This window comes from Gemmatimonadales bacterium, assembly GCA_036500345.1.
Taxonomy (GTDB): domain Bacteria; phylum Gemmatimonadota; class Gemmatimonadetes; order Gemmatimonadales; family GWC2-71-9; genus Palsa-1233.
On the sequence record DASYCE010000001.1, the window covers coordinates 55,101 to 79,766 of the forward strand.

Below are 24,666 nucleotides of genomic sequence, written 5' to 3' on the forward strand. Positions count from 1 at the left end.
GCGCTTCCTGACCCCCTGTCAACCCGCCCGAAAGTTCCACGATTCATCGGTCCCAAAACGTCAAGAACCCGGCATTTCTGCCGGGTTCTCCCATTCGCAGCGCATCTTCAGCGCGCGACTCGACGCCGCTGCCTGACTCCCCTCAGCTCTCCCGCTTCCGATCCGGATCCCGGTGCGTCTGGAACACCTCCGCCGGCGCATTCGGCTTCACCCGGATCGATTTGGCCGGAATCCCCACGTGCACGTGGTACGGCCGCACATCCTTCGTCGCCAGCGCTGACGCGCCTACCATCCCGTTGCGCCCCACGCGAACACCCGCGAGCACCGTCGCGTGGTACGTCACCCGCACATCATCCTCCAGCACCGTCCGGATCGACGTCACATCCTTCTGCTCCACGATGCTGTGCGTGTGCGAGTAGATGTTGGCGTAATCCGAAATCGAGACGCGATTCCCCAGCGTGATCCCGCCGCGATCGTCCAGCAGGACGTGCCGGTGCACCACGACGTCGTCGCCGACCTCGAGCTGATAGCCGAACGAGAACTCGACGTGCTGGAAGCATTTGAAATTCGTCCCGACGCGCGCAAAGAGCAGCGGCGCCAGGATCCGCCGGAATTCGACGCCCAGGTCGACATTCTGCCCGCCGCACGGGAGGCGATCGAACGAATACCAGAGCCAGAGAATCGGCTTGACTCGCGCAAACTTCTCCGCATCGACATCGCCGTAGTACTCCGGCTCCAGCGTGATGTTGCGCGGATCGCACGCTGCGACCGCGATCCGCATCGCAGCCGGAAGCGTCGCATCGTCGGCGCGCTCCTCCCACCCGCCCTGTCCGGGATAGGCGAGCTCGAAGATCGTGTCGCGGGCGATGACGTTCCAGTCGGCGCCCGGCGCGTTGAGCCGCTGGTCGAGATCGGAGAGCCACGCGTCACGGAGTGCGCGCGCCTGGTCCGGAATGTCGACCTGCTTGAGCGGGAGCATGACCATCAATGGTGTCCTCCGCTCGTGTCGGCATGCAGGCGGGCCCGCCCCTGAATGCGCGAGCGCTCCGAATCGAATCGGGTCAGCCGATTCGCCCAGTCGTCGTTCGTCGCGGCGAGGTATGAGAGGGTGAACGCTTCTTTCACCGGGATGTCGCGCCGGTAGAGCAGCAAAGCCTGCACCTGCTGGCGCACGTCGAGCTGCAGGTTCGAGAAATCGGCCGAGAGCGGCACCCAGCCGACGGGACGAAACTGCTGGCCATGGAACGTCAGCGTGACGAGCGCCGGGTCGAAGCGCGTGTTCTGTGCGGTCGCATGGAACGAGACCAGCGCAATTCCCGGATCGGTCACCCCATCGAGCGATCCCACCGAATCGATCTGGGTCCGGTACTCGGAGACGAGGCGCTGCATCGCCAGGTACGAGTCTTTGGTAAGCAGCCGCAGGATCCGTTCGTCGAGCGGCACGAAGACGATTTCGAGATTGCCGTTCATCAGGTTGATCGTGGCATTCGACAGGCTCATCTGGCCCATCCCGATCGGCAGATTGTCGGTCCGCGACGTGTCGGTCACCACAGCCTGCGCGTTTGCGGACGCTGCCATTGCGATGCTCGCGGCGAACACCACCATCGCGCGTTGTACGATCTTCATCGATTCTCCCCCACTGTTGCCGCCTGGAGCAAAGAGGCGCCGAGGTCGGCGATGCCGAGCCCGGTGCGGGCGCTCACCAACTGGATCTGGTCGGCTTCCAGCCCCAACTCCCGGCTCCTCGCCTCGAGTGCGGCCGTCTGTCCGCTGCGGGAAAGCTTGTCGGCCTTGGTCAGAACCGCCAGCACCGGCGCCGCCGAGCTCGACAGCAGCGTCTGCATCTCGACGTCGTCGCTTGACGGCGAGTGGCGCACATCGAGAAGCCAGACCACCCCCGTCAGCGATTTCCGCTCCTTCAGCAGTCGTTCGAGGAGGACGCGGTACTCGCGCCGGGCTGCCTGGCTCGCCTGGGCGAAGCCGTAGCCGGGGAGATCGATCAGATAGAGTGCGGGAAGGCGGTAGATGTTGAGCAGCTGCGTCTTGCCGGGAGTGCTGCTCACCCGGGCCAGCGCCCTGCGTCCCACCAGTGCGTTGAGCAGAGAAGACTTGCCGACATTGGAGCGCCCGATCAGCGCGAATTCAGGCGCTGATGGATCGAGCGGATGGTTGGGATCCGGAAACGACCCGATGAACTCGATCGGGACGGTCGCGAGCGGGCCGGTCACGCCTCTTTCTTCTGACGGGCGCGTTCGGTGACGACGATCGGCGAGGTCCCCTGGGTCACCGCTTCAGGTGTGATGATGACTTCGCGCACGTCCTGCCGGCTCGGAAGATCGAACATGATATCGGTCATCATCTGCTCAAGAATGGCGCGGAGCCCGCGAGCACCGGTCTGCCGCGTGATCGCCTTGCGTGCCGCGGCGCGCAGCGCCTCGGGATCGAAGGTCAGGCCGACCCCTTCGAGATCGAAGAGCTTCCGGTACTGCTTGGTGAGCGCATTCTTCGGCTCGACGAGAATCCGCACCAGGGCGTCTTCGTCGAGCGACTCGAGCGCCACCAGCACCGGCAACCGTCCCACCAGTTCGGGGATCAGCCCGAACCGAAGGAGGTCATCCGGCTCGGCGCAGCTGTACGGATGCTTCTCGTCGAAGACCGCAGTCGACGTCACTGCGGGTTCGGTCGATGCAAAGCCGATCCGCGACCGCCCCATCCGCGTCTCGATGATCTTCTCGAGGCCGTCGAAGGCGCCGCCGCAGATGAAGAGGATGTCGCGGGTGTTGATCTGGATGTATTCCTGTTGCGGATGCTTCCGGCCACCCTGCGGCGGCACCGACGCAACCGTTCCCTCCAGGATCTTGAGCAGCGCCTGCTGCACCCCTTCGCCCGAGACATCGCGGGTGATGCTCGGGTTCTCCGACTTGCGAGCGATCTTGTCGATCTCGTCGATATAGACGATCCCGCGCTCGCACTCGTTGACGTTGAAATCGCCGGCCTGCAGCAGCCGCACCAGGATGTTCTCGACATCCTCGCCGACGTATCCCGCCTCGGTCAGCGTCGTCGCGTCGGCGATGGTGAAGGGAACGTCGAGGATCCGCGCCAGCGTCTGGGCGAGCAGCGTCTTTCCGGTCCCGGTCGGGCCGAGGAGCAGGATGTTGGACTTCTCCAGCTCGACTTCGCTGCTGTCGCGCGGACCGGAGTTGATCCGCTTGTAGTGATTGTAGACCGCCACGGCGAGTGAACGCTTGGCGCGCTCCTGGCCGACGACATACTGGTCGAGCGTGTCCTTGATCTCCTGCGGCGACGGAACGGGGCGCTGCCCTTCTGTCGCTTCGCGCTCTTCGTCCTCGGCCAGGATCTCGTTGCAGAGCGTGATGCATTCATTGCAGATATAGACCGACGGACCGGAGATGAATTTCCGGACCGAATCCTTGCTCTTGCCGCAGAACGAGCAACGCAGGTGTTTGTCGTTGGACATCGGTCGATTGCCCCTAACTCGCGATCGTGACAGCCTTGCGCGGCATGAATACCGTGTCGACGAGGCCGTACTCCACTGCTTCGTTGGCGCTCATGAAGCGGTCGCGCTCCATGTCGCGTTCGATCTGTTCCACCGGTTGCCCGGTGTGCTTGGCGTAGAGCTCGTGCATCTTGCCGCGAAGGTAGAGAATCTCGCGCGCCTGGATCTCGATGTCGGCCGCGGTCCCCTGCGCGCCGCCCGACGGCTGGTGCATCATGATCCGGGAGTGCGGCAGCGCGGCCCGCTTCCCCTTGGTCCCCGCCGCGAGGAGAAACGACCCCATCGACGCGGCCATCCCCATGCAGATCGTGTTGATCGGTGCCCGCAGGTGCTGCATCGTGTCGTAGATCGCCATCCCGCTCGACACCACCCCGCCCGGCGAGTTGATGTACAGGTAGATGTCCTTCTCGGGATTGTCGGCCTCGAGAAAGAGCAGCTGGGCGATGATGATGTTCGCGACGTCGTCATTGATCCCGGCACCCATGAACACAATCCGGTCCATGAGCAGCCGCGAAAAGATGTCGTAGGTGCGCTCGCCCCGACTGGAGCGCTCGATGATATACGGCGGATAAACGGAGGCGTGGGTCACGCCGATTCCTCGGTCACGGTGGACTGCTGGAGGAGCCAGGTGAAGACCTTCTCCTCGGTGATCGATCGCTCGACTTCCGCCAGGCGATGATGCTGCTGCAACGATGCGTAGAGCTGGCCGGGTTCCATCCCGCGAGCGGCTGCCATCGCGGCGACGCGGGTATCAATATCCGCCTCAGTGGCACGCAGGTTCTGGGCCGTCGCGACCGCATCGAGCACCAATTCCCGCTTGACCTGCGCCTCTGCAATCGGATGGAACGACTGTTCGAACGTTTCAAGCTGCGACTGATCGATCCGGTACGACTCGGCATACGCATGCATCAACCGGTGGACCATCACGTTCGGCGCCGGGACGTTGTTTGCCTCGGCGAGTTGGCGCACCAGTGCCGACCGCACCTCCTCGTCGGCGTGGCGGCCCGCTTCGGCTCGAAGATCGTCCGCGACCCGCTCCCGCAGGACGGCGAGCGAATCAAAATCGCCGAGCTCGCGGGCCAGGGCATCATCGAGCGGCGGCAGAGCCTGCTCCTTCACCTCGTGCAACGTCACCCGAACGCGACGCTGCTGGCCACGGCGCGAGGCATCGGTATGGTCGTCCGGGAAGCGAACGTCGGCATCGACCGTCTCGCCAGGTTGCAGTTCCATGATCCGTTCTTCGAGTTCGGGAATCGCCTGGCCTTGGCCCAGGATGAGGTCGTGCGGCTGGCCCGGGGTCGGCTCGGTCCCTTCTTCCAGCGTCGTCACTGTCACAGAGACGAGGTTCCCGGGCTTGGGCCGCACGCCGCTCAACGGGTTCCAGCTCCCGCGCTCCTCGCGCAGCCGCTGGAGTTGTTCGTCGATCGCAGCCTCGCTGACCGGCGGCACGGTGCGGGCGAGGGCGAACCCGCCGGTCGTGGCGAGGGTGATCTCCGGGCGCACCTCGATCAGGAGCTCGAAGGTGAGGGGCTTGCCGGTCTCGAAGGAGACGTTCCGAACCTGTGGCTCGGTGATCGGCCTGACCTCGGTCTCCTTGAGGATCGTATCCCAGCTTTCGCGGAGCGCATCCTCGAGGACGAACTGGCGGATCTCCTGTTCGAAGCGCCGCCGGATCACCGGTTCGGGGGCGTGTCCCTTGCGGAAGCCGGGGAGCCGCGCCTTGCGGGCATATTCGCGGACTGCCCGGAGCTCGCTGGCGGCAAGGCGGTCGGCATCGACGGTCACTTGCAGCGCCCGGGATGCGACGTCTTCCGCTTTCGTTTCGTATGTGATTCCTGTCATAACCTGAAAAAATAGCGATTTCCGGGTCTCCTCGCGCCCCTCTGGCGACAAGGTCTTTTCGTTTACCGGCTATTGCGCTCTATTGCGTTGTGGCCCGCATCATGGTTGTCGACGACGACGCGTCAGTCCGGCGCGTGCTCCGGCTTGCGTTCGAGCGGGCGGGCCACACCGTCATCGAGGCCGAGTCGGCCTTTCAGGCGCTCGACCTGCTGCGCAGCGACGGCGCTCCCGACGCGGTCGTCAGCGATGTCCTCATGCCCGGCATGAGCGGGCTGCAGTTCTACCAGCACCTGAGCGAGCGAGCCCCCAACCTCCGCAACCGCGTGGTCTTCCTGAGTGGCGCCAACCGCGACCCTCGAATCCACGTACCGATTGAGCAGCTCGGTGTGCCGCTCCTCGGCAAGCTCGATGATCCTCGGCTGGTGATCGACGCGATCCGCGTGGCGCTCCTCCGGCCCACCGACACCACCGGAAGCTGAGTTTGCACCCGCCGCGAGTGAATCGTGGCGTTACACTTGTCGCCAACCCCAACCATCCCCGTTCGAGAGCCTTCTTCATGCGCCGTGCTCTGTTCGCCGTCACCTTTGTCGTTGCTGCCGCGTCACAGGCCGTGGCGCAGCAGCCACGCCGCGGGTTCACCCATGCCGACACTCTCCGCGCCGCCAACGGCCCCGGCCGCTCGTGGTGGGATGCGACTTTCTACGACCTCCATACCTATGTCTCCCCGGCCGATTCATCGATCCACGGCTGGAACGGGATCACCTACAAGGTCCTGGCGCCCGCCCAGGAGATGCAGATCGACCTGCAGCTGCCGCTCGAGATGGACAGCGTCGTCCAGGACGGGAAGACGCTGACCTCGCGCCGCGACGGCAACGCCTTCTTCGTGACGCTCACCTCGCCGCAGCGGAAGGGGACGACGCGGACGGTGACGGCGTACTACCACGGCAAGCCGGTCGCCGCTCGCCGGCCGCCGTGGGACGGCGGCTTCATCTGGCAGCACGACTCGCTCGGCCGGCTCTGGGTCGCGACGGCGAACGAGGGGCTCGGCGCGTCGGTCTGGTGGCCCGACAAGGACATCGCCTCCGACGAACCCGATTCGCAGCGAATCGCCATCACCGTTCCCGATCCGATGCAGGATGTCTCGAACGGCCGTCTGCGGAGCACCCGCAGGAACGGCGACGGCACCACGACGTACGAGTGGTTTGTCACCGAGCCGATCAACAACTACGACGTGGAAGTGAACGCCGGTGGCTACGCCCATTTCAGCGATGTCTTCAAGGGCGAGGCGGGGAATCTCACGCTCGATTTCTGGCCGCTGAGCTTCCATCTCGACACTGCCAAGGTGCAGTTCCAGCAGGCGAAGTCGATGCTGTCGTGCTTCGAGCACTGGTTCGGGCCGTATCCCTGGTATGCTGACGGGTACAAGCTGGTCGAAGCGCCGCACCTCGGCATGGAGCACCAGAGCGGCGTGGCCTACGGCAACAAGTACAAGAACGGCTACTCCGGCCGCGACCTCTCGAAGACCGGCATCGGTCTGAAGTGGGACTTCATCATCGTGCACGAAAGCGCGCACGAATGGTGGGGGAACAACATCACCGGCAACGCGTCAAGCGACATGTGGATCCACGAATCGTTCGCGAACTACGCCGAGAACCTCTACACCGAATGTCAGCAGGGGAAGGACGCCGGGGCGAAGTACGTGATCGGCACCCGTTCCCTGGTACGGAATGACTCGCCGATCATCCCCGACTCGGGAATGCATGTCGAAGGGTCCGGCGACGTGTACTACAAGGGCGGCAACATGCTGCACACCATCCGCCACCTCGTCGACAACGACGACAAGTGGCGCGACGTGTTGCGCGGCTTGCAGCACCATTTCTGGCACCAGACCGCGTCGACCCGGCCGTTCGAGGAAGAATTCAACAAGCTCGCGGGGAAGAATTTCGACAAGGTCTTCGATCAGTACCTCACGACCACCAGGATTCCGACGCTCGAATACAGGATCGCGGGGAACAAGCTCTCCTACCGGTGGGTCGACGTCGTCCCCGGCTTCGACATGCCGGTTCGCGTGACGTTGAACGGCAACGGCTATTCGTGGATCCATCCGACGCCCGACTGGAAGGATTCGCCGATTGCGCTGCCGTCGGGAACACCGTTCACCGTCGACGAGAATTTCTACGTGAAGGCGCACGACGTGGGCTCGGGAACCGGAACGGAGTGAACCGCATCGGTCCTCGCGATCGGTGTACGATGCCGTGACGTCAACCGTCTCCTCGACAGCGGCACGCGATTCAACTTTCGCGAGGAGGCGGACGATGTTGCGTGACTTCACGAGATTCCTCAGCGACGACCCGATGGATGTCCTGCTCAATCCCCGGCGGACCGAGGAGCAGGACCGGGCGAGGGCGGCTGGTGCATCGCGGTTGCAGGCACTCGGCGTCCGGCTCACCGGCACCGAGACGAGCGACGAGATCGGGGACCTTCTCGACGCGATCGAGGCGTTCGAAGAGGCGGTGGAATCGCGCGGCGGCGACCTGATGATCGATGAGGGGCCGCACGGCGTGACGACCGAGCCGGAATCTCCCGATTTCGTCCTCCCAAGGCGCGGCGACCACGAATCGGTGGCAGCGTTCAGGGCTCGGCTCATCGACACCGCATCCCGGCTCAGGGAGATCGGTCAGCGCCGTTGATCGGCGCGGGAGGCGCTTGGTCGGCTCCCGGAAGTCGTTGATCGAACCGGCCACGCGCGGTCGGCTCTTTCGGTTCGATATTTGACGGTACACTTTCTCGCCGGCTTCTGGCGCCGGATTCTCAATGGCACCCCCCGTCGCATCCGGGTATGGTTCAACTCATGAGATACGCCCCTGAAGTGACCAGCGTCGGACTCCGCCGGCCGAGGGCAGTTAACCTTGGCCGGAAGCGCTCCGTCCTTACGAACATGATCCCAGCGTCCTTCGCCTCCCGCGCCGCGCGCCGCTCGTGGTGGCTCGCAGCAGCTGCCGGCGCCGCCTTCCTCGCGGCGTGCAGCAGCACCTCCCCGGGGAACACCGGCGTCCCGAGCGGACCGTTCGTCAACAATCCGTGCTCGCCGGGAACAGTCAATCTTGGCGTCGCGCAGAGCGTCCTGCTCGACTGCAGCAACGGCGGGTCGACGGTATCGCTGGCCGGTAACGGTGCCAGTTATGTGGTCGTGGCACAGTTCGCGACCAACCTGGTTGCCAATCAGAACATCCCTTACACACTCGAGACCGGCACCCTCGCGACGGCCAACCTGACGGCGCAGCGGGTGGCCGCGATGCGATCGGCAAGCACCACGGCGTTTCTGTCGCGCGGGACGTTGCCGCCGAAGCGGCCGATGGAAAACCAGGCGGCGTTCGAGCGCGCGGTGATCGGCCACGCGGCGAGCGTCAGCTATCCGCGGATGTCCGCGCGCCCGCTCGCTCATGAGATCGCGCCGCCGACACTGGGTAGCACCCGCACCTTCCGGGTCCTTTCCAACTTCAATGCCAATTCCTTCTCGACGGCGACAGCGCAGCTCGCGTACATCGGGTCCAACATCTATCTGTACATCGACGTCAGCGCGCCGGCCAACGGGTTCACCTCCAGCCAGCTGCAGGCGTTCGGCCAGCTCTTCGACCAGACGCTCTATGACATCGACGTGAACGCCTTTGGCCAGCCGTCGGATGTCGACGGCAATGGGCACATCATCATGCTGATGTCGCCCTTGGTGAACGCCGACACGCCGGCATCAACGTGCAGCACCGAAGGGTTCGTGGCGGGGTTTTTCGACTCGGAGGACTTCAACAACTCCGGCGACCCGAATTCGAATCAGGGCGAAGTCTTCTACTCGATCGTCCCCGATCCGAACGGCACCGTGTCCTGCGCGCACACCGTGGACGACGTCGGTTCCAACATTCCGGCCACCTTCCTGCACGAGCTTCAGCACCTGATCAATTTCTCGCAGCACGTGGTGGTGAATCATCAGGCGGCGCAATCGAGCTGGCTCGATGAAGGGATGAGCATCGTTGCCGAAGAGCTCGGCTCGCTCTACTACGAACAGAAATGCCCGCCCCCGGCATGCCGCACTGACGCAACGCAACTCTTCCCGGATTCATCCCAGGGATTCATCCAGGGTTTCTTCTACGATTCATACGATTACGCCCTCCTTCCCGACTCGGTCTCGCTCACGCTGCACAACGATTCGGAAAATGGATTCTCCTGGCGGGGCGGTGACTGGACGATGGTGCGATACCTCGCCGACCGGTTTGGCACCCAGGTCTACCACCTGCTCGAGACCGGGCCATCCGACGGCCTCGCGGCGATCACCGCGGCGACCGGCAATCCATTCCGAAGTTCGTTCGGAGATTTCGGGATGGCGCTCTATACCGATTCGCTGCCCGGACTTCCACGCATGACCGCGCCGCCGGCCGACCGGTTCGTGACGCGCAACCTGCACCAGCTCTGGGCGCGCCTCTTCGCGACGTCCGGGCCGAGTTCGCAGGTGCCCCTGGCGATGCCGCTGGTGCTCTTCGGTATCCACGCCGACACGACGACCTTCGTGATGGAACCGGGAGCGATGTCATTCTGGCGGGTCGATACCGCGCCAACGGATACCACCGTGGCGATCCGGTTCGCCGGTCCAGGAGGGAATGCGCTCTCCTCGGCGCTGGCACCGCAGCTTTCGGTATTCAGGCTCCCACCGGGGCAGTAGCCGGCGCCGCAGGAAGGCGCGAAGAGTGAAACAGCGCGTCCACCGACTTCGTGGGCGCGCTATTTCTTTGCGGCTCCGACCCGGATGACTCGATCGAGCCGGATGTCGGCCGACGACGCGCCCACTTCGAGGCGCACCGGTTCCGATTCGACGCTCCACCCCTGCGTGGCGCTGTTCCAGTACGCCAGCGCTGAGGCCGGGAGCGAAAACGCCACCGTCTTCGTTTGGCCCGGCGTCAGCGACACTCGCTGAAACCCGCGCAAATCCTCGCGGGGACGTGGAACCGACGATCCGAGATGCTGCACGTACAGCTGGACGACTTCGTCACCAGCGCGTGAGCCCGTGTTGGTCACATTGACGCGCACCGTATCGGTGGCATCGAAGGCAAGGGAGTCGCTACTCACTCGGAGCGAATCGTACGCGAAGGTCGTGTAGCTCAATCCGAATCCGAAAGGAAAGAGCGCCGGCCCGTCGAAGAACCGATAGGTCCGTCCCGCCATGTTGTAATCGTCAAACGGCGGAAGATCCGCCACGTTGCGGTAGAAGGTGACCGGGAGGCGTCCCGCGGGGTTGTAATCGCCGAAGAGCACGTCGGCGATCGCGGCGCCGCCGGCTTCGCCCGGGTACCACCCTTCGATGATCGCCGGCACGTGTGCCGCGGCCCAGTTGACCGCGACGGCGCTGCCGTTCAGCAGCACGAGGACTGTCGGCTTGCCGAGCGCCATGACCCGGCGCAGCAGCTGTTGCTGGGCGTCGGGGAGGTCGATGCGGGTGCGGTCGCCGCCGGTGAATCCATCGACCTGGACGCGCATCTCCTCGCCTTCGAGCGCGTTGCTGAGGCCGAGAACCATGACGACCGCGTCGGCATCGCGTGCCACTGCAACGCTCTGCGCCTCGAGATACTCGGCCGGCGGCTGCCAGAGGAGTTGCACGTCGGCTGCGCCGTATGACTCCGCAGCCTCGATCGCGATCCTGTAGTTCTTCCCCGCAGCAAGTTCGATTGCCGCCGATGACGCAAGCCTCGGCGTCGCGGATTCGACATTGCGTTGTCCAAAACCCGAACGGACCACTACCGAATCGTCGAGACGCAGCTGAAAGCGGACCGTTCCGCGCAGCGCGAGGTGATAGATGCCGGTCACCGGAGGCTCGAACGTCCCACTCCACCGCACGCCGAAGTCGTCGGCGTTCATCCCGGTACGCGGGGCGCCGTCGTGCCAGTTGGCATCGACCGCGGAATCGGTACGCGTGAAGAGCGGTTTCCCGTCCATCGTCCGCGATGCGTAGATGTCCGCGGTGAGTCCGCGGTGGCCATGCGGCGTCGCCAGCACCGTCGACGGGACTGGATCAAATGCGGGGAGTCCATCTGCCAATGCGGAGCCGCGCGCATATCGAACGGTCGTATGACGCGAGACGGCGGCGCGGATCCCCTGGAGTGGCGTGATGGTGTCAGACGACGATCCATTGTAATTCCCCATCTGCACCTCCGGATCATCGGCGTTCGGACCGATCACGGCGATGCTGCGGATCGTCTTCCCGAGCGGAAGGAGATGATCCTGGTTCCTGAGGAGCACGATCGACTGCCGCGCGACCTCCCGCGCGAGCGCCTTGTGCGCCGGTGAATCGACATCGCTGTAGGGGACCTTCGACCATGGCACGCTGTCGGGTGGATCGAACATGCCGAGCTTCATCCGCGCGGTGAAGAGCCGGGTGACGGAGGAATCGATCGTCGATTCCGTGAGCAGACCCGAGTGCACGGCGTTGACCAGCGAATTGTACGAGTCGCCGCATTCGAGATCGGTCCCCGCCGTGACCGCCAGCGCTGATGCTGCCGCAGCATTGGCGGAGACCTTGTGACGCTCGTAGATGTCGTCGATCGCGCCGCAATCCGAGACCACGTATCCCGGGAAATGCCAGTCGCCGCGCAGCACGGTCTTGAGCAGGAGATCGCTTCCGCACGCCGGCGACCCTCCGAGACGATTGTAAGCGCACATCAGCGACCACGCGCCGCCGCTCTCGATCCCGGCGCGGAATTGCGGCAGATAGGTCTCGCGAAGATCGCGCTCGCTGATCTGGGCGTCGAAGGTGTGCCGCGACGGTTCGGGCCCGCTGTGCACGGCGAAGTGCTTCACCGTGGAGATGGTCTTGAGATACGTCGGGTCGTCACCCTGCATCCCGCGGATGAACTGCACCGCGATGCGGCCGCTGAGGAAGGGATCCTCGCCGTACGTCTCCTGCCCGCGCCCCCAGCGCGGGTCACGGAAGATGTTGATGTTCGGCGACCAGAAGGTGAGCCCCTGATATCGCTCGCGGCTGTCGTGGCGGAGCGCCTCGTTGTACTTCGCCCGCGCCTCATCGGAGACGACCGTTGCCATCTGATGGACCAGCGAATCGTTCCACGTCGCGGCGAGGCCGATCGCCTGCGGGAAAACGGTAGCGAGGCCGGAGCGCGCCACGCCGTGGAGCGCCTCGTTCCACCAGTTGTAGGCGGGGATGCCGAGGCGGGGGATCGCCGCGGCGACGTCCTTCATCTGCGAGACCTTCTCCTCAAGCGTCATCTGCGCCACGAGGTCGCGGGCCCGTTCGGCGAACGGCGGTGAATGGACTGCCGGACCGGCGTCCTGCGCCTGGGCGTGACGACCGCCCAGGACGATGAGGATGATTGCGCCGATGATCGTCATCAATCGACTGCAGCAACATGGCACATGATGCCGGGAAGGTGCTTCCGTCAGGCTCGGCGTCGGGTGCTTCGCAATGAAGTTGAGGCGTCCCATCGAGGCATGGTTCCGTCGGGACCCCTGTCCGACGCGACGATCGAGGAGGGATCCATGTCGAGTACTCAGCCGGCTTCAGATCCGCGGCAGCAGGTCGCGCAGCTCCGCGATATGCTCACTGAAACAGCGCGCCACGCGCGTGATGATGTCGGAAAACTCGGCGAGCCCCGGGCGCAGGCGCTGTTCGAAACTACAGCGGAAGCACTCGAAGGGCTCGCCAAGGCCTGCCGGGACTACGACGCCGGCAAGGAGCCGGCGTGGCAGCGGCACTAACTGAACGGCGCTAGATCCCCGGCTTGCTGGCGCCACGGCCGCCCGCGGCACGTGCAGCCGCGGGGGCCACCGTGCAGACCGGCGCGGCCAACTTGTGAGTCGGCGCCGGAACCGGATTCATGTGCGCTGCAGCCAATTTGGCATTCAGCGCGTTGAGGTCCTTGCTGCTGACCGACTGCCACCGCGTCACCGCCGCCTTGAGGTCGGCGCATGCCGGTGCAAAGGTGGCGAGGGTCGGCGCATTCGGTGCCATGTCACCATTGTCGAGACCAGTCAGCTGCCGATCCATCGTCCCGACTAGCGCGGCGAATGTCGGTGTCGGTGCGATCCCGGCCGGCGCCGTGGCGTTGGGCCGTACCCCGGCGCGACCGCCCGGCGCCGCAGTACCACCGACCACCACGAGCATCGAATCGAACGTCTTCGCCGCCGTCGCCACGTCCGGCGCCGGATTGGCATGGTCGACTTCGGCCACCGCCGCCCGCATCGCCGTCACGTCCTGGTAGCCATCCCACGCTTCGCGTGCGCCGTCATACAGCTTGAGCTGGAGATCGTGCTGGGCCCGGAGATCCGCCGCCGATGCCGGTGAACGCGGATCGTTGCGCACGCTGAATGTCTGCGTGTAGGACTTGCCATCGACCGTCAGCTTCGCCGTGTAGACTCCCGGAAGAGCGAGCGGACCTTCCGGCGACGCCGGGGTTTCGCCGGGGTTGGCGTTGATCTCGTAGTTGTGCGAGAACGCCGGCGGATTGTCGTACCGGATGTTCCAATTGATCCGGTTGGTGCCAATCTCCGTCGGCATCGGCTCCGGCTTCTCGAGCCAGAAGCTCGGCAGGACCGGGGGCGGTTCGTTGAGCGGCGCGATCGCAGCACTCGACATGTGCCGGACCACCTGTCCACCCGCATCGATGATATCGAGCGTGATGTCACCCGACGGCTTCGACCCGAGGTAGTAATAGACCACTGCGCCGAGCGGCGGATTCTCCGCGTGCGGAATCTCCGGCGGGAACGGCGTGTCGCCGTTGACGTTCCGGCGCACCCGCACTGCATCACCCGGCTTGAAGAGGTGGGCCGATTCCGACGCCGTCGTCGGCGTGATCTGGCGCAGCGGTGAGATGTCGTCGAGCACCCAGAACGACCTCCCATACGTGCCGACCACCAGGTCGTTGTCCTTGATCACCATGTCGCGGTACGACGTGTTCGGCAGGTTGAGCATCAGCGACTGCCAGTTATCGCCATCGTCGAACGAGACATACACCGAGCTCTCCGTGCCGGCGAACAGCAGTCCCGCCTTCCTCGTGTCGGCGCGGATCACCCGGGCGAACGATCCGCTCGGCTGATCGTTCCGCATTCCAGTGATGATCTTCGTCCACGTCTTGCCGTAATCGTGGGTGCGGTAGAAGTACGGCGTCATGTCGCGCGCGCCGTGGGTATCAATCGCGACGTACGCAGTCGCCGGGTCCTGGTGCGACGCGTCAATGGCGGAGATATCCTGCCCAGTGGCGTTTTCGACTCCCGGGATCGATACGTCGGTCCAGGTCGCGCCGTGATCCTTGGTAACCTTGATCAGGCCGTTGTTGGTGCCGACCCAGATCACCCCCGGCGCGACGCTTGAAGTCGCGAACGATTCGATCGATCCGCCTGCGGGACCGCCGGCACCTCCGCCGCGTCCTCCACGTCCGCCTCGCCCGCCTCGGCCAGCTGCACCGCTATCGGGCGGCGTGTAACCCTTCGGGTAGCCGAGGTCGGGCGACAGCTTCTTCCAGTGCATCCCGCCGTCGGTGGTCGACATGAGATACTGGAAGCCGGTGAGCAGTTCGTGCGGATTGGACTCCGACCACGCCAGCGGCTGGTTGCCGACTTTCCGCAATCCCTCGGCGGGATTGACGTTGGGCGACACGTTGATCCACTGACCACTTGGATAGGTGATCTTCACGATGCCGCTCGACGGCCCACCCGAATAGACGATGTTGGGATTGAGCGGGTCGGCGACGATCGATCCGAACTCGTAGCCGGCAACCGGATACCAGTCGAACGGTGTGATCTCGCCGAGATCGCCGCGCGAGCGCGCGCGCACCGCGCCGGCGTCCTGCTGCGTCGCGTAGACCCAGTACGGATACGAATTGTCGACCGAGATGTGGTAGACCTGCTCGGTCTCCTGATTGTACCACGAACTCCACGTTGCCCCGCCGTCCAGCGAAACCGTGGCGCCCTGATCGACGCCGAGGAGCATCCGCTTGCCGTTGGTGGGATCAATCCACATCTGCTGCGGATCATCGCCGCCGGGAGCGCCCTTGAAGCCGACGAAGGTGTTGCCGCCGTCGACCGACTTGAAGCTCGAGGTGTTGATCGTGTAGACGATGTCGGGGTTCGTCGGATCGACGTAGACGCCGCAGTTGTAGCCGTTCTGCCCGTTCGCGATCCGGCGATCGTTCGCCGCCATCTGCTTCCACGTCGTCCCGCCGTCATCGGAGCGATAGAGGCCGAAGTTGCCGATGACGAACATCCGCTGCGAATTGGTGTTCATCGCGATCGCGATCGATGTCCGTCCGGTCATCGACGGCGACGGGCACCCCGCCGGGGCGGTCAGCTTGATCGTGAGCTGATGCCAGGTGACACCCTCGTCGGTCGACTTGTAGACCTCGGTGCCTGTCGGTCCTGCCGCTGCACACCCGCCGGCGCCTCGACCGCGACCACCGCCGAACGCCGCACCACCACCCGCGCCTCGACCGGCCGGCGCGTTGTAGTGCCGCACCGTCGTCGCCAGCATCACCTTCGGATTGTCATACGCCCAGGTGATTTCCTGGATCCCGGTCGTGCTGTCGACATAGAGCGTCTTGTTCCAGCTCTTGCCGCCATCGGTGCTGCGATAGAGCCCGCGGTTCTCGCTCGGCGTGCGAATGTTTCCCTGGGCCGCCACCATCACGATATTGGGGTCCTTCGGGTCGACCAGGATCGACGGGATCTGCTTCGTCTCGTCGAGCCCGAGATGAGTCCACGTCTTGCCGGCATCGGTCGACTTGTAGACGCCGTTCCCCTCATTGATCCCGCCGCCGGTGATCAGGTCGCCCGTGCCGACGTAGATCACGTTCGGGTCGGACGGTGCGACCTGCACCGCGCCCACCGACGATACTTCCTTCACCGAATCGAAGACCGGATACCACGTCATCCCGGCGCTGGTCGTCTTCCACACGCCGCCGAGCGGCAAGCCGATGTAGAACGTTCCGGGCTGACCGATCGCGCCAGTGACCGCGGCGATGCGCCCGCCGCGGAACGGACCGATGTTCCGCCAGCGAAGTCCGGCGAGGAGATTCGGTTCAATCGGAGACGCGGCGCCGATCGTCAATCCAGCGAGGAGGAGGAGACCGGTGCCGGCGAGCCAGCGCGAGCGGGATGTGCGGGACAACATCACGTACCTCGAGTCATGAGTTGGGAGCGTCCAACAATATCAGCACGTCATCGCCGCGAACAGCGCGCGCGCCGACGCACAGCCGCGGGTCACCGCGCCGACCGTGATGGTCAGCGCGGCAACCACGTGCTTCAATGGCATGCGGGTGCGACTACTTCCCCGGCTTCCCGCCACGGCCAGCCGGCGCCGCTGCCGCGACGCAGACCGGCTCCGCAATCACCGGCGACGCTGCACTGATCGGCCGGGTGTTGTTCTTCGCGAGGATGGCGTTGAGCGACACGAGATCCCTGGTATTGATGTCGTGCCACTCCGTCAGCACCGTCCGCATGTCGCTGCAGACGTTCTGCCATGCATGGATCTTCGTCGGGTTGGGCGGAATGTCGGACATGTCGAGCACCTTGAGCTGTCCGTTCGTCGAGACCAGGACCGCTCCTTCTTCCGCTTCGACCCCATTGATCTGTGAGAACGTCGGCGCGCGAGGGCCGCCACCACCACCGCCGCGACCGGCAGCGACGAACTTCGTCGGCCCGCCGAGCGCCACCAGCTTGTCGTCGAGCGCCTTCACCGCCGATGACACCTCCGGCGGCGGATTCGACTTCTCGATCTCTGCCAGCGACGAACGCATCGCGGCGATCTGCTGGAAGCCGTCCCACGACGTCTTCGTCCCCTGGTAGAGCTTCATCTGCAGGTCGTGCAGCGCCACGAGATCGGCCTGCGTCGCTGTCGACTTCGGATCATTCTTGACGGTCACCGTCTGCGTGAACGTCTTCCCGTCGACATCGAATTTGAGGGTATACACCCCCGGAATCACCAGCGGCCCTTCGCCGCCCCAGTGTGTGTCGTGCAGCACCGCACCGGTGACGTGCGCCAGGTAATGAATGAACGCCGGCGGCATGTCGTAGCGGAGATCCCAGTTGATCCGGTGCATCCCGGCCGACGTCGGCATCGGTTGCGGGACGAAGATCCATGCATCGGGGACCGGCGGCGGCGGTTCTGGAATCGCTGGAATCGGGTCGCTCGAATAGTGCCGGACCTCGTGACCTGCCGCGTCGAGCACCGTCATCGCAATGTGCTGCGCCGGTGACGCAAGGTTGTAGTAGATGACCGCGCCCTCCGGCGGGTTGTCGCCATGCGGCATCTCGGGCGGGAACGGTGTGCCGGTGTTGATGTTGCGCCGGACACGTACCGCGTCGCCCGGCTTGAAGATGTGCACAGCTTCGGTGGCCAGGTCCGGAGTCATCTGCCGCAGCGGCGAGACGTCGTCGAGGATCCAGACGCTCCGGCCGTACGTCGCCACCACGAGGTCGTTGTCCTTGACCACGATATCGCGGTACGACGTGTTGGGAAGATTGAGCATCAGCGACTGCCAGTTGTCGCCGTCGTCAAACGAGACGTACATCGCGCTTTCCGTTCCGGCGTAGAGCAGCCCCGCCTTCTTCGGATCGGCGCGAATCACCCGCGAAAAGCTGCCGCTCACCTCGCCGCTCGGCATGCCGTTGGTGATCTTCGTCCAGGTCTTGCCGTAATCGTGCGTGCGATAGAAGAGCGGCGTGTTCTCGCCGATGCCGCGATTGACGGCGACGTACACCGTCGCGGGATCCTGATACGACGCGTCGATCGCCGACACGCCGCCCCCTCGCGCGGGGGGTGCTCCGGGAGCCGCCGCCGCGGGTTGATCGGGAAGCGGTGCCGTGCTCTCCCAGGTGACGCCGTGATTGCGCGTCACCTTGACGAGCCCGTTGCTGGTGCCGACCCAGATCACCCCCGGCGCCACATTCGACGTCGAAATTCCGGTGATCGTTCCGCCAACCGCCGGACCACCGGCGCCTCCGCGTCCCGCGCGACCACCGCGCGCACCAGCCGCGGCATTCGCGCCGGCCGCCGGAGCTGCACCGCGCGCCGGCCCGTTGGCCACCGTCGTGCCAGCCGCCGGGACGCCGAGATCCGGCGAAATCCGCTTCCAGTTCACGGCGCCATCGGTTGTGGAGTAGAGATACTGGAAGCCGAGGAGGAGTTCGTGCGGATTGGTCCGCGAGAAGATCATCGCGTTCTCGGCGCTGCGCCGCAGGTCGAGCGACGAATCAACATTGGGCGAGACATCGACCCACTGGTACGTCGGCTTGGTCACCTTCACGATGCCGTTGGTCGAACCCGCCATGTAGATGATGTTCGGATTGAGTGGGTCCGGTGCGACAAACCCGTCTTCGTACGCCGGTGTCGGATACCAGTCGAGCATCGTCACGGCGCCGAGCTCGCCACGGCTTCTCACCGCAACGGCGCAGGCATCCTGCTGGCTTCCGTAGATCCAGTACGGCCACGAGTTGTCGACGCCGATGTGATAGATCTGCGCCGTCGGCTGATTGTACCAGGTGCTCCAGGCGAGCCCGCCGTCCTGCGAAATCGTGGCCCCCTGATCGTACCCGAGAATCATCCGGTTCCCGTCGGTCGGATCGATCCACATCACCTGCGGGTCGTCGCCACCCGGCGCGCCCTTGAATCCGGTGAAGGTCTTCCCGCCGTCGCGCGAGACGAACGCTCCGGTATTGAGCGTGTAGACGATGTCCGGATTCTTGCTGTTGACGAAGACGCCGGAGGTGTAGTTGGCCTGCCCGTTGGCGATCCGCGGATCATCCGCAGCCATCCGCCGCCACGTGGTACCGCCATCGTCGGAACGCCACAGGCCGAGAGTGGTCGGCCCGACGATGAACATGCGCTGGGCGTTGGTGTTCATCGCCACGGCGACGGTGAGCCGCCCGGTAAGCGCCGGCAACCCGCCGCCGGTGATCTCCTTCCAGGTCACGCCTTCGTCGGTCGACTTGTAGAGTCCCGTCCCGGTCGTAGCCGCCGGGTTTCCCGCGGTCGCAGCGCTGCCGGTGCCGCGGCCACCCCGCGCAATGGTGCTCGCCAGCATGACGTTGGGATGGTCCTCGGCCCAGGCGATGCTCTGCGCACCGGTGTTCTCGTCGACGTACAGCGTCTTCGTCCAGCTCTTGCCGCCGTCGGTGCTGCGGTACAATCCACGCTTGTCGCTCGGTGTCCGCGCGCCAAGGACGCTCGCCATCACGAGGTCGGGATTCTTCGGATCGACGAGGATCGCCGGGATCTGGTGGCTATCCTCCAGCCCGGGGAGGTGCACCCACGTTTTCCCCGCGTCGGTCGACTTGTACATCCCGTTGCCATCACCGGTGCTTCCGGTGCCGACGTAGACGATGTTCGGATCCGACGGCGCAACCTCGACCGCCCCGATCGACGAGACATCCTTGATGCTGTCGAAGACCGGATACCACGTGGCGCCAGCGCTGGTCGTCTTCCACACGCCGCCGAGGACCGCGCCCATATAGAAGACACCGGGCTGGCCAACCGCGCCGGCCACCGTCGCGACGCGACCGCCGCGGAAAGGTCCGACGTTACGCCATTTGAGCCCGGCGAGGAGTTGCGCAGGCATTGGGGCGCGGCTCGGCCGCGGTGCTGCGGCAACGGAGAGCGCGCCAAGAAGGGCTGCCCCGGCCGCGGGGAGCCAACGAACGGTGAAGCGCGTGGCCATGCGACGATTCCATTTGTAAGGGAATGATGAAGCATACTGCGCGCAGGTATGTAACGACAGGGGCGCGAAATCATTGCTGATTCGCGCCCCCTTTGTTGTCGTCAGCTAAACGACAGTCTGGATCAGCCCGCCGTCACGACCCGAGGAAGAGGACGTGGCAATACGTTCCAAGGCGAACGTTGTAGGCGAGGTAGTACCCTGGGTGATCCGGATCGAGGTAGATCACGATGTCGTCGGTGTCCCACAGCCAGTCGCTGCAATAGTCATAGTCGTATGGCGCAACCGAGAAGAAGTAATTCCCGATGCTGAACCGGTCACGCGACCCGCCATGCAGCCGCCAGACGTGCGACGGCCCGATCCCCGCTTCGAAATGGCCGTGCTCCCACGGGCGGTCGAGACGGTAATGCGGGTCGTTCCGCCCGCTGCTGTGCCCGATCCACGTGCTGTTGTCGTGGACGTGAGGTACCTCGGGGTGGTTCGGTTCGTCTCGGTAGGTGCGGCCGCCACGCTGCGGGTTGTTGTTCTGCACCGGCGCCGCTCCACGCTGCGGAGCGCTCTGTTGTACCGGCGCTGTGCCCCGCGGAGGCGGTGGAGGCGGTGTCTGGGGAGCGGCTGGCCGGCTCCGCGCCGGGGGACCGTGCTGCGGGATGAAGCCGTTGCCGACCGGCTGCTGCGGCGGCTGCGCCTTGGCAGGCTGCTGCGGCCTGGCTGGCTGCTGGCCGCGCTGACCCTGTTGGCCATGCTGCTGCTGCTGGCCATGCTGCTGATCGTGATTTTTGTCGTTTCCGCGCCCCTGCGCCGAAGCGGCGGCGGGAAGGAGCGCACCAACTGCGAGAACCCAGATGAAGTTTTTCATGTGATTGGGGACGTATCCTAATTCACCATCTGGCACACGGTACTGAGATCGGAGGATCGAGTCCCGAGTTGCAACGGCTCCAAGTCGCCCCTGGGCGCCGTCATCACCCTACCAGACGATACGCCGGCCGATGAGCACCTTCGCCATCAGCTGATTGGTCGGCGGCGTGATGCCAAACCCCACGCCGGCGTTCACTTCCCACAACGGCGATGAGTGCAGGTCGACCGCGGCGAAGACCTGTTGCAGCTGGCTGTTGGTCGGTGGAAATGCGCCGAGCTCACCGAGAGATGCATAGTACTCGAGCCCCGCACTGATTCCGCGCGTGAAATCGAAGGACGCCTTCGCGCTCGGCGAGAACTGCAATCCGTTGCCGGTCCCCGGCCCGACGAGGGTGCGGACCACTGTCGGGTTCACGCTCAGATACCATCGGCCGAGCGCCTTGTCGATCACCGGACGGATCTCCCAGCTCCATGTATCTGCGGAGAATATCGAGCGTTCGTGCTCGATCTCCGACGAAAGCGCCAGACCGACCGGCCACCGCCAACGGACTGGAATCCGTGCTTTGGCGCGGAAACTTCCACCGGCGACATGGAAGCCGCCACTGTCGTCCGCGCTCGAAAAAACGTAGGCGCCGAGCTCGGCCCAGTCGCCGACTCCCGCGACGAGTTCCACCGTTTCATGCCACGAATGGATCACGGCTGGTTGTGCGGCGGCCTGCGTTGTGGAGGCGATCCCGGATTGCGGCGGAACGATCGAGAAGAAGGGCGGGGGAGCGCATGCTGGTGCGCTCGATCGGCTCACACCCGGGGCGGTCGCCGCGCGTTCATCGTCAACGACGGGAGGGCCGCCGCACGACCCCAGCGCCGACGGTCCGCTGATGTTGTAGTTGCTGTGCAGCTCGATCATCAGGGACCGCCGCGGTGCGGTGGCGGCGGCGTACACCTCGATCTCCCATGGCGCCTGCGCCCGCGCCGCGCACGGCATCGAGGCCGCGAGCATCAACGCGATGCCACCCCCGATCGCGCGCTGGACGAAGGTGGCTGCTCGCATCGGCGTCAGGCGTAGTCGAACAGCGTCATGAACCCGGAATCCATGTGGTCCTGCAGGTGACAATGGAAGAGCGCCTTGCCGGGATCGTCGGCGACAACGTCTGCCTCGACCTTGGAATACGCCGGGACCACGATCACGTCCTTGAGGAGCCCCGACGTGCGCTTCCCATCCGCCGAGACGAGCTCCATCGTGTGCCGGTGCAGATGCAACGGATGGTCCTCCGCGCACCGATTGTCGAACATCAGGCGATATCGCTCGCCACGCGTCAGCCGGATGGTGTCGGTGCGCGGGAACGACTTGCCGTTGATCGACCATCCCTCGAACGCGCCGTGCCCGTGGAAGACCGATTGGAAGACGAGCGGCACCGGCGTTGCCGCGGCGAGTTCTGCCGGCGTGGTGCTGCCGAACAGGGTGTAGCTCCAGCGAACCTTGTTCGCGGCCGGGAGCCACTTCGGCGCACCGGTTCGTCCCGCGTATTCCACCACAATCCCCATGCCGGCGCTGCGCACTTCCTCCGTCGCTTCACCGAGAATCCAGACCCCCGGATTCGTCATCGCCACGACGGCGTCGATCCGTTCACCCGGATCGATCCGCACGACATCGAGCGTCTGCTGCGTCGGTACCGGATTGCCGTCCATTGCCACCACGGTGAGCTGGTGGCCGGCGAGCGCGATCCAGTGCGAGTCGGTCGCACTCGCGTTGAGCAGGTGAAGGAGCACCCGCTCGCCTTCGCGTACGCGGAGCGGCTCTCCGTGGCCCAGGAGCTTGTCGTTGATCGAGCTGTAGCGGTACGCCACGCTCTCGAATCCGTCATCGCCGCCGGTGAGATACGGCGCCCAATCATGGAGGGCGAGGAAATGCTCCTGGTCGAATGCGCCCGGATCGTTCGACGGGTCGATGTAGAGAAAACCGAACTGCCCGCTGTATGTCGAACGCGAGAGATCGCGTCCGGCAAACGCGTGCGAGTGATACCAGCGGAATCCGGCGGGCTTCGGCGTGAACTCGTATTGCAATGTTCCGCCGTGCGGCGGGATCGGAAGAGATCCTTCCTGAAGCGCGCCATCCGCGACCGGCGGAATCTTCAGCCCATGCCAATGCACGAACTCTTCCTGCGCGCTGTCATTGGTCACCGCGATCGTGACGGGGACCCCTTCGCGCAGCCGCAGCAGCGGTCCCGGCACCGATCCGTTGTAGGCGGTGGTGCGGACCCGCTTTCCCGGAGCGAGCTCGAGCTCGAGCGGTGCAATACGGAGGGTATGATCGGGGGCTCGCAGCATCCACGACAGATCGCCCGGAACCGCGCCGCGGCGAGACGAGAGCGCCGCCGCGCCACACGCGGAGACAAACATCCGGCGATTCACTGATCCACCCGGTGTGGTTGCCATGCGGGCTGAGGCGTCCCACCCGCTGAAGTCCCGTTCACGGAGTCGAATTATGCGACGTTCATCTTTGCTTGCAATCCCGCTCGCTGCCGCGCTCTTCGCCTTGCCGGCTTGCGGCCCGGGATATCGCACGTCCGTTGGCGTGAGCGCCGGGTACGGCTCGCCAGTCGACGTCTACGGGTACTACCCCGATTACTGGGGTGACTGGCACACCGATTACCTCGGCTGGTCGCCGACCGTCGTCTACGATTACAACGGCGCCTACTACCCATCGCAGATTCGGGGAAGTCGCCCGGTGACGGTCTATCACACCAACAAGGGATACTTCTTCCCGCCGCACGAAAACAGCTGGAAGGACAACCGCTTCAACCGGAAGCAGATGCCAAACGCCGGTGACTATCGCCGAGCGCGACCGCACCCCTGACTCGATCGATCACCGCGGATTGTTGATCCGCTGCACCGCACCACGGCACGCCGTGGTGCGGTGTTCGTTTCATCCGTATACTTCGCCGTGCGCATCGACCTGCTCCAGGCCTCGTCTCACGGCGCTCAATGACCGATGACATTCCGCAGGACTTTGCTGGTCGCGTCGCGATCGTGACCGGCGCTGCGCGCGGCCTCGGCCATGCCGCCGCGGCCCGCCTCCTCGCGCGCGGAGCGTCCGTGGCGGTCAACGTGCGCGACGCCGCCCGCGCCGATGCACTGGCGCGCGAACTCGGATCTCGCGCGCTCGCAGTGCCCGGTGATGTCACCGTCGATGGCGTCCCCGCCGACATCGCCGCGCGCACCCTCGACCGTTTCGGTCGCATCGACATCCTGGTCAACAACGCCGCCCTGCCGCTTACCACCCGCTTCGAACAGATCAGCGCCGCCGAATGGCGTCAGGCGGTCGAGGCGAATCTCACCGCACCGTTCCTGCTGACCCGTGCCGTCCTCCCGGCGATGAAGCAGCAGCAGTACGGCCGTGTGATCAACATGTCGTCCACCGCGGGGCGTATGGTGAGCACCCTCGGCGGCGCGCATTACACCGCGACGAAGACCGGCCTCCTCGGCCTTACGCGAGCGGCGGCGAAGGAGCTTGGTCTCTTCGGCATCACGGTGAACGCGATCTGTCCCGGGATGATCGATACCGAGCTCACTCGCGAGAGTGCCACCGCCGAACAGCTTGAGCGCCTCGCTCGCTCCTTTCCGATTCCACGCCTCGGCACCGCACTCGAGGTTGCCGACCTCATCGTCTTCGTTGCGTCGGAGGCCGCCGGATATCTCACCGGCGTCTCCTTCGACATCAACGGCGGCGACCTGATGATGTGAGGA

20 protein-coding genes are annotated in these 24,666 nt (G+C 65.0%); 8 read left to right on the forward strand and 12 right to left on the reverse strand.

Annotated features, from left to right (window positions below; translation table 11 throughout):
* Window positions 1-142: 142 nt before the first annotated feature.
* The 6 genes from VGM20_00280 to tig are packed head-to-tail and all read right to left on the reverse strand — an operon-like array spanning window position 143 to window position 5,359.
* On the reverse strand, window positions 143-988 hold the full coding sequence (locus VGM20_00280; protein HEY4099291.1) for an acyltransferase: 846 nt from the start codon (window positions 986-988) through the stop codon (window positions 143-145).
* Complete coding sequence (locus tag VGM20_00285) at window positions 985-1,626, reverse strand: hypothetical protein (protein HEY4099292.1); 642 nt, start codon at window positions 1,624-1,626, stop codon at window positions 985-987. Before VGM20_00285 ends, VGM20_00280 begins: the two co-directional genes overlap by 4 nt.
* Complete coding sequence (yihA, locus tag VGM20_00290; protein HEY4099293.1) at window positions 1,623-2,228, reverse strand: ribosome biogenesis GTP-binding protein YihA/YsxC; 606 nt, start codon at window positions 2,226-2,228, stop codon at window positions 1,623-1,625. The genes VGM20_00285 and yihA overlap by 4 nt, the downstream gene beginning before the upstream one ends.
* Window positions 2,225-3,478: an ATP-dependent Clp protease ATP-binding subunit ClpX gene (clpX, locus tag VGM20_00295; GenBank protein HEY4099294.1), complete on the reverse strand. Its 1,254-nt coding sequence runs from the start codon at window positions 3,476-3,478 to the stop codon at window positions 2,225-2,227. Before clpX ends, yihA begins: the two co-directional genes overlap by 4 nt.
* Window positions 3,479-3,491: 13 nt before the next feature.
* The gene (gene clpP, locus VGM20_00300) at window positions 3,492-4,106 is read right to left on the reverse strand and encodes an ATP-dependent Clp endopeptidase proteolytic subunit ClpP (protein ID HEY4099295.1); all 615 of its coding nucleotides are present in this window, start codon (window positions 4,104-4,106) and stop codon (window positions 3,492-3,494) included.
* On the reverse strand, window positions 4,103-5,359 hold the full coding sequence (gene tig, locus VGM20_00305; protein ID HEY4099296.1) for a trigger factor: 1,257 nt from the start codon (window positions 5,357-5,359) through the stop codon (window positions 4,103-4,105). Before tig ends, clpP begins: the two co-directional genes overlap by 4 nt.
* A gap of 89 nt (window positions 5,360-5,448) precedes the next feature.
* On the opposite strand from tig, the gene VGM20_00310 reads away from it, so the two are divergent.
* From VGM20_00310 to VGM20_00325, 4 genes are all read left to right on the forward strand, one after another.
* Window positions 5,449-5,838, forward strand: coding sequence for a response regulator (locus VGM20_00310; GenBank protein ID HEY4099297.1), 390 nt, complete (start codon window positions 5,449-5,451; stop codon window positions 5,836-5,838).
* Between the two features lie 77 nt (window positions 5,839-5,915).
* Window positions 5,916-7,580, forward strand: a complete 1,665-nt coding sequence (locus tag VGM20_00315) for a M1 family metallopeptidase (protein HEY4099298.1) — start codon at window positions 5,916-5,918, stop codon at window positions 7,578-7,580.
* 94 nt (window positions 7,581-7,674) lie between these two features.
* Complete coding sequence (locus VGM20_00320; protein HEY4099299.1) at window positions 7,675-8,049, forward strand: hypothetical protein; 375 nt, start codon at window positions 7,675-7,677, stop codon at window positions 8,047-8,049.
* Window positions 8,050-8,297: 248 nt separating this feature from the next.
* On the forward strand, window positions 8,298-10,070 hold the full coding sequence (locus VGM20_00325; GenBank protein HEY4099300.1) for a hypothetical protein: 1,773 nt from the start codon (window positions 8,298-8,300) through the stop codon (window positions 10,068-10,070).
* Window positions 10,071-10,129: 59 nt separating this feature from the next.
* Here the strand turns inward: VGM20_00325 and VGM20_00330 are convergent, their stop codons facing one another.
* Window positions 10,130-12,748 carry a glycoside hydrolase family 3 C-terminal domain-containing protein gene (locus VGM20_00330; protein HEY4099301.1) on the reverse strand — a complete coding sequence of 873 codons (2,619 nt, stop codon included), beginning with the start codon at window positions 12,746-12,748 and terminating at the stop codon, window positions 10,130-10,132.
* A 147-nt stretch (window positions 12,749-12,895) separates the two neighbouring features.
* Between VGM20_00330 and VGM20_00335 the strand changes: the two genes are divergently transcribed.
* Window positions 12,896-13,114 carry a hypothetical protein gene (locus VGM20_00335; GenBank protein ID HEY4099302.1) on the forward strand — a complete coding sequence of 73 codons (219 nt, stop codon included), beginning with the start codon at window positions 12,896-12,898 and terminating at the stop codon, window positions 13,112-13,114.
* Window positions 13,115-13,124: 10 nt separating this feature from the next.
* Here VGM20_00335 and VGM20_00340 read toward each other — a convergent pair whose 3' ends face one another.
* From VGM20_00340 to VGM20_00350, 3 genes are all read right to left on the reverse strand, one after another.
* Complete coding sequence (locus VGM20_00340; protein HEY4099303.1) at window positions 13,125-16,520, reverse strand: hypothetical protein; 3,396 nt, start codon at window positions 16,518-16,520, stop codon at window positions 13,125-13,127.
* 151 nt (window positions 16,521-16,671) lie between these two features.
* Complete coding sequence (locus tag VGM20_00345; protein HEY4099304.1) at window positions 16,672-20,064, reverse strand: hypothetical protein; 3,393 nt, start codon at window positions 20,062-20,064, stop codon at window positions 16,672-16,674.
* A gap of 133 nt (window positions 20,065-20,197) precedes the next feature.
* Window positions 20,198-20,593 carry a hypothetical protein gene (locus VGM20_00350; protein HEY4099305.1) on the reverse strand — a complete coding sequence of 132 codons (396 nt, stop codon included), beginning with the start codon at window positions 20,591-20,593 and terminating at the stop codon, window positions 20,198-20,200.
* A gap of 108 nt (window positions 20,594-20,701) precedes the next feature.
* Here VGM20_00350 and VGM20_00355 point away from each other — a divergent pair, with 108 nt between their 5' ends.
* On the forward strand, window positions 20,702-20,941 hold the full coding sequence (locus tag VGM20_00355; protein ID HEY4099306.1) for a hypothetical protein: 240 nt from the start codon (window positions 20,702-20,704) through the stop codon (window positions 20,939-20,941).
* Window positions 20,942-21,028: 87 nt separating this feature from the next.
* Here the strand turns inward: VGM20_00355 and VGM20_00360 are convergent, their stop codons facing one another.
* Both VGM20_00360 and VGM20_00365 read right to left on the reverse strand, forming a co-directional pair.
* On the reverse strand, window positions 21,029-21,970 hold the full coding sequence (locus VGM20_00360) for a hypothetical protein (protein HEY4099307.1): 942 nt from the start codon (window positions 21,968-21,970) through the stop codon (window positions 21,029-21,031).
* A 5-nt stretch (window positions 21,971-21,975) separates the two neighbouring features.
* Window positions 21,976-23,331, reverse strand: a complete 1,356-nt coding sequence (locus VGM20_00365) for a multicopper oxidase family protein (GenBank protein HEY4099308.1) — start codon at window positions 23,329-23,331, stop codon at window positions 21,976-21,978.
* Between the two features lie 73 nt (window positions 23,332-23,404).
* Here VGM20_00365 and VGM20_00370 point away from each other — a divergent pair, with 73 nt between their 5' ends.
* Window positions 23,405-23,776, forward strand: coding sequence for a hypothetical protein (locus VGM20_00370; GenBank protein HEY4099309.1), 372 nt, complete (start codon window positions 23,405-23,407; stop codon window positions 23,774-23,776).
* Window positions 23,777-23,904: 128 nt separating this feature from the next.
* Entirely contained in the window at window positions 23,905-24,663 is a 759-nt protein-coding gene (locus VGM20_00375) for an SDR family oxidoreductase (protein HEY4099310.1), read from the forward strand.
* The last annotated feature ends 3 nt before the right edge of the window (window positions 24,664-24,666 follow it).

Bases quoted from the DNA above. Each gene is read 5' to 3' on its own strand.
- VGM20_00285 (HEY4099292.1), bottom strand. From the start codon at position 1,626: ATGAAGATCGTACAACGCGCGATGGTGGTGTTCGCCGCGAGCATCGCA.
- clpX (HEY4099294.1), bottom strand. From the start codon at position 3,478: ATGTCCAACGACAAACACCTGCGTTGCTCGTTCTGCGGCAAGAGCAAG.
- tig (HEY4099296.1), bottom strand. From the start codon at position 5,359: ATGACAGGAATCACATACGAAACGAAAGCGGAAGACGTCGCATCCCGG.
- VGM20_00315 (HEY4099298.1), top strand. From the start codon at position 5,916: ATGCGCCGTGCTCTGTTCGCCGTCACCTTTGTCGTTGCTGCCGCGTCA.
- VGM20_00320 (HEY4099299.1), top strand. From the start codon at position 7,675: ATGTTGCGTGACTTCACGAGATTCCTCAGCGACGACCCGATGGATGTC.
- VGM20_00325 (HEY4099300.1), top strand. From the start codon at position 8,298: ATGATCCCAGCGTCCTTCGCCTCCCGCGCCGCGCGCCGCTCGTGGTGG.
- VGM20_00330 (HEY4099301.1), bottom strand. From the start codon at position 12,748: ATGACGATCATCGGCGCAATCATCCTCATCGTCCTGGGCGGTCGTCAC.
- VGM20_00335 (HEY4099302.1), top strand. From the start codon at position 12,896: ATGTCGAGTACTCAGCCGGCTTCAGATCCGCGGCAGCAGGTCGCGCAG.
- VGM20_00340 (HEY4099303.1), bottom strand. From the start codon at position 16,520: ATGTTGTCCCGCACATCCCGCTCGCGCTGGCTCGCCGGCACCGGTCTC.
- VGM20_00345 (HEY4099304.1), bottom strand. From the start codon at position 20,064: ATGGCCACGCGCTTCACCGTTCGTTGGCTCCCCGCGGCCGGGGCAGCC.
- VGM20_00360 (HEY4099307.1), bottom strand. From the start codon at position 21,970: ATGCGAGCAGCCACCTTCGTCCAGCGCGCGATCGGGGGTGGCATCGCG.
- VGM20_00370 (HEY4099309.1), top strand. From the start codon at position 23,405: ATGCGACGTTCATCTTTGCTTGCAATCCCGCTCGCTGCCGCGCTCTTC.
- VGM20_00375 (HEY4099310.1), top strand. From the start codon at position 23,905: ATGACCGATGACATTCCGCAGGACTTTGCTGGTCGCGTCGCGATCGTG.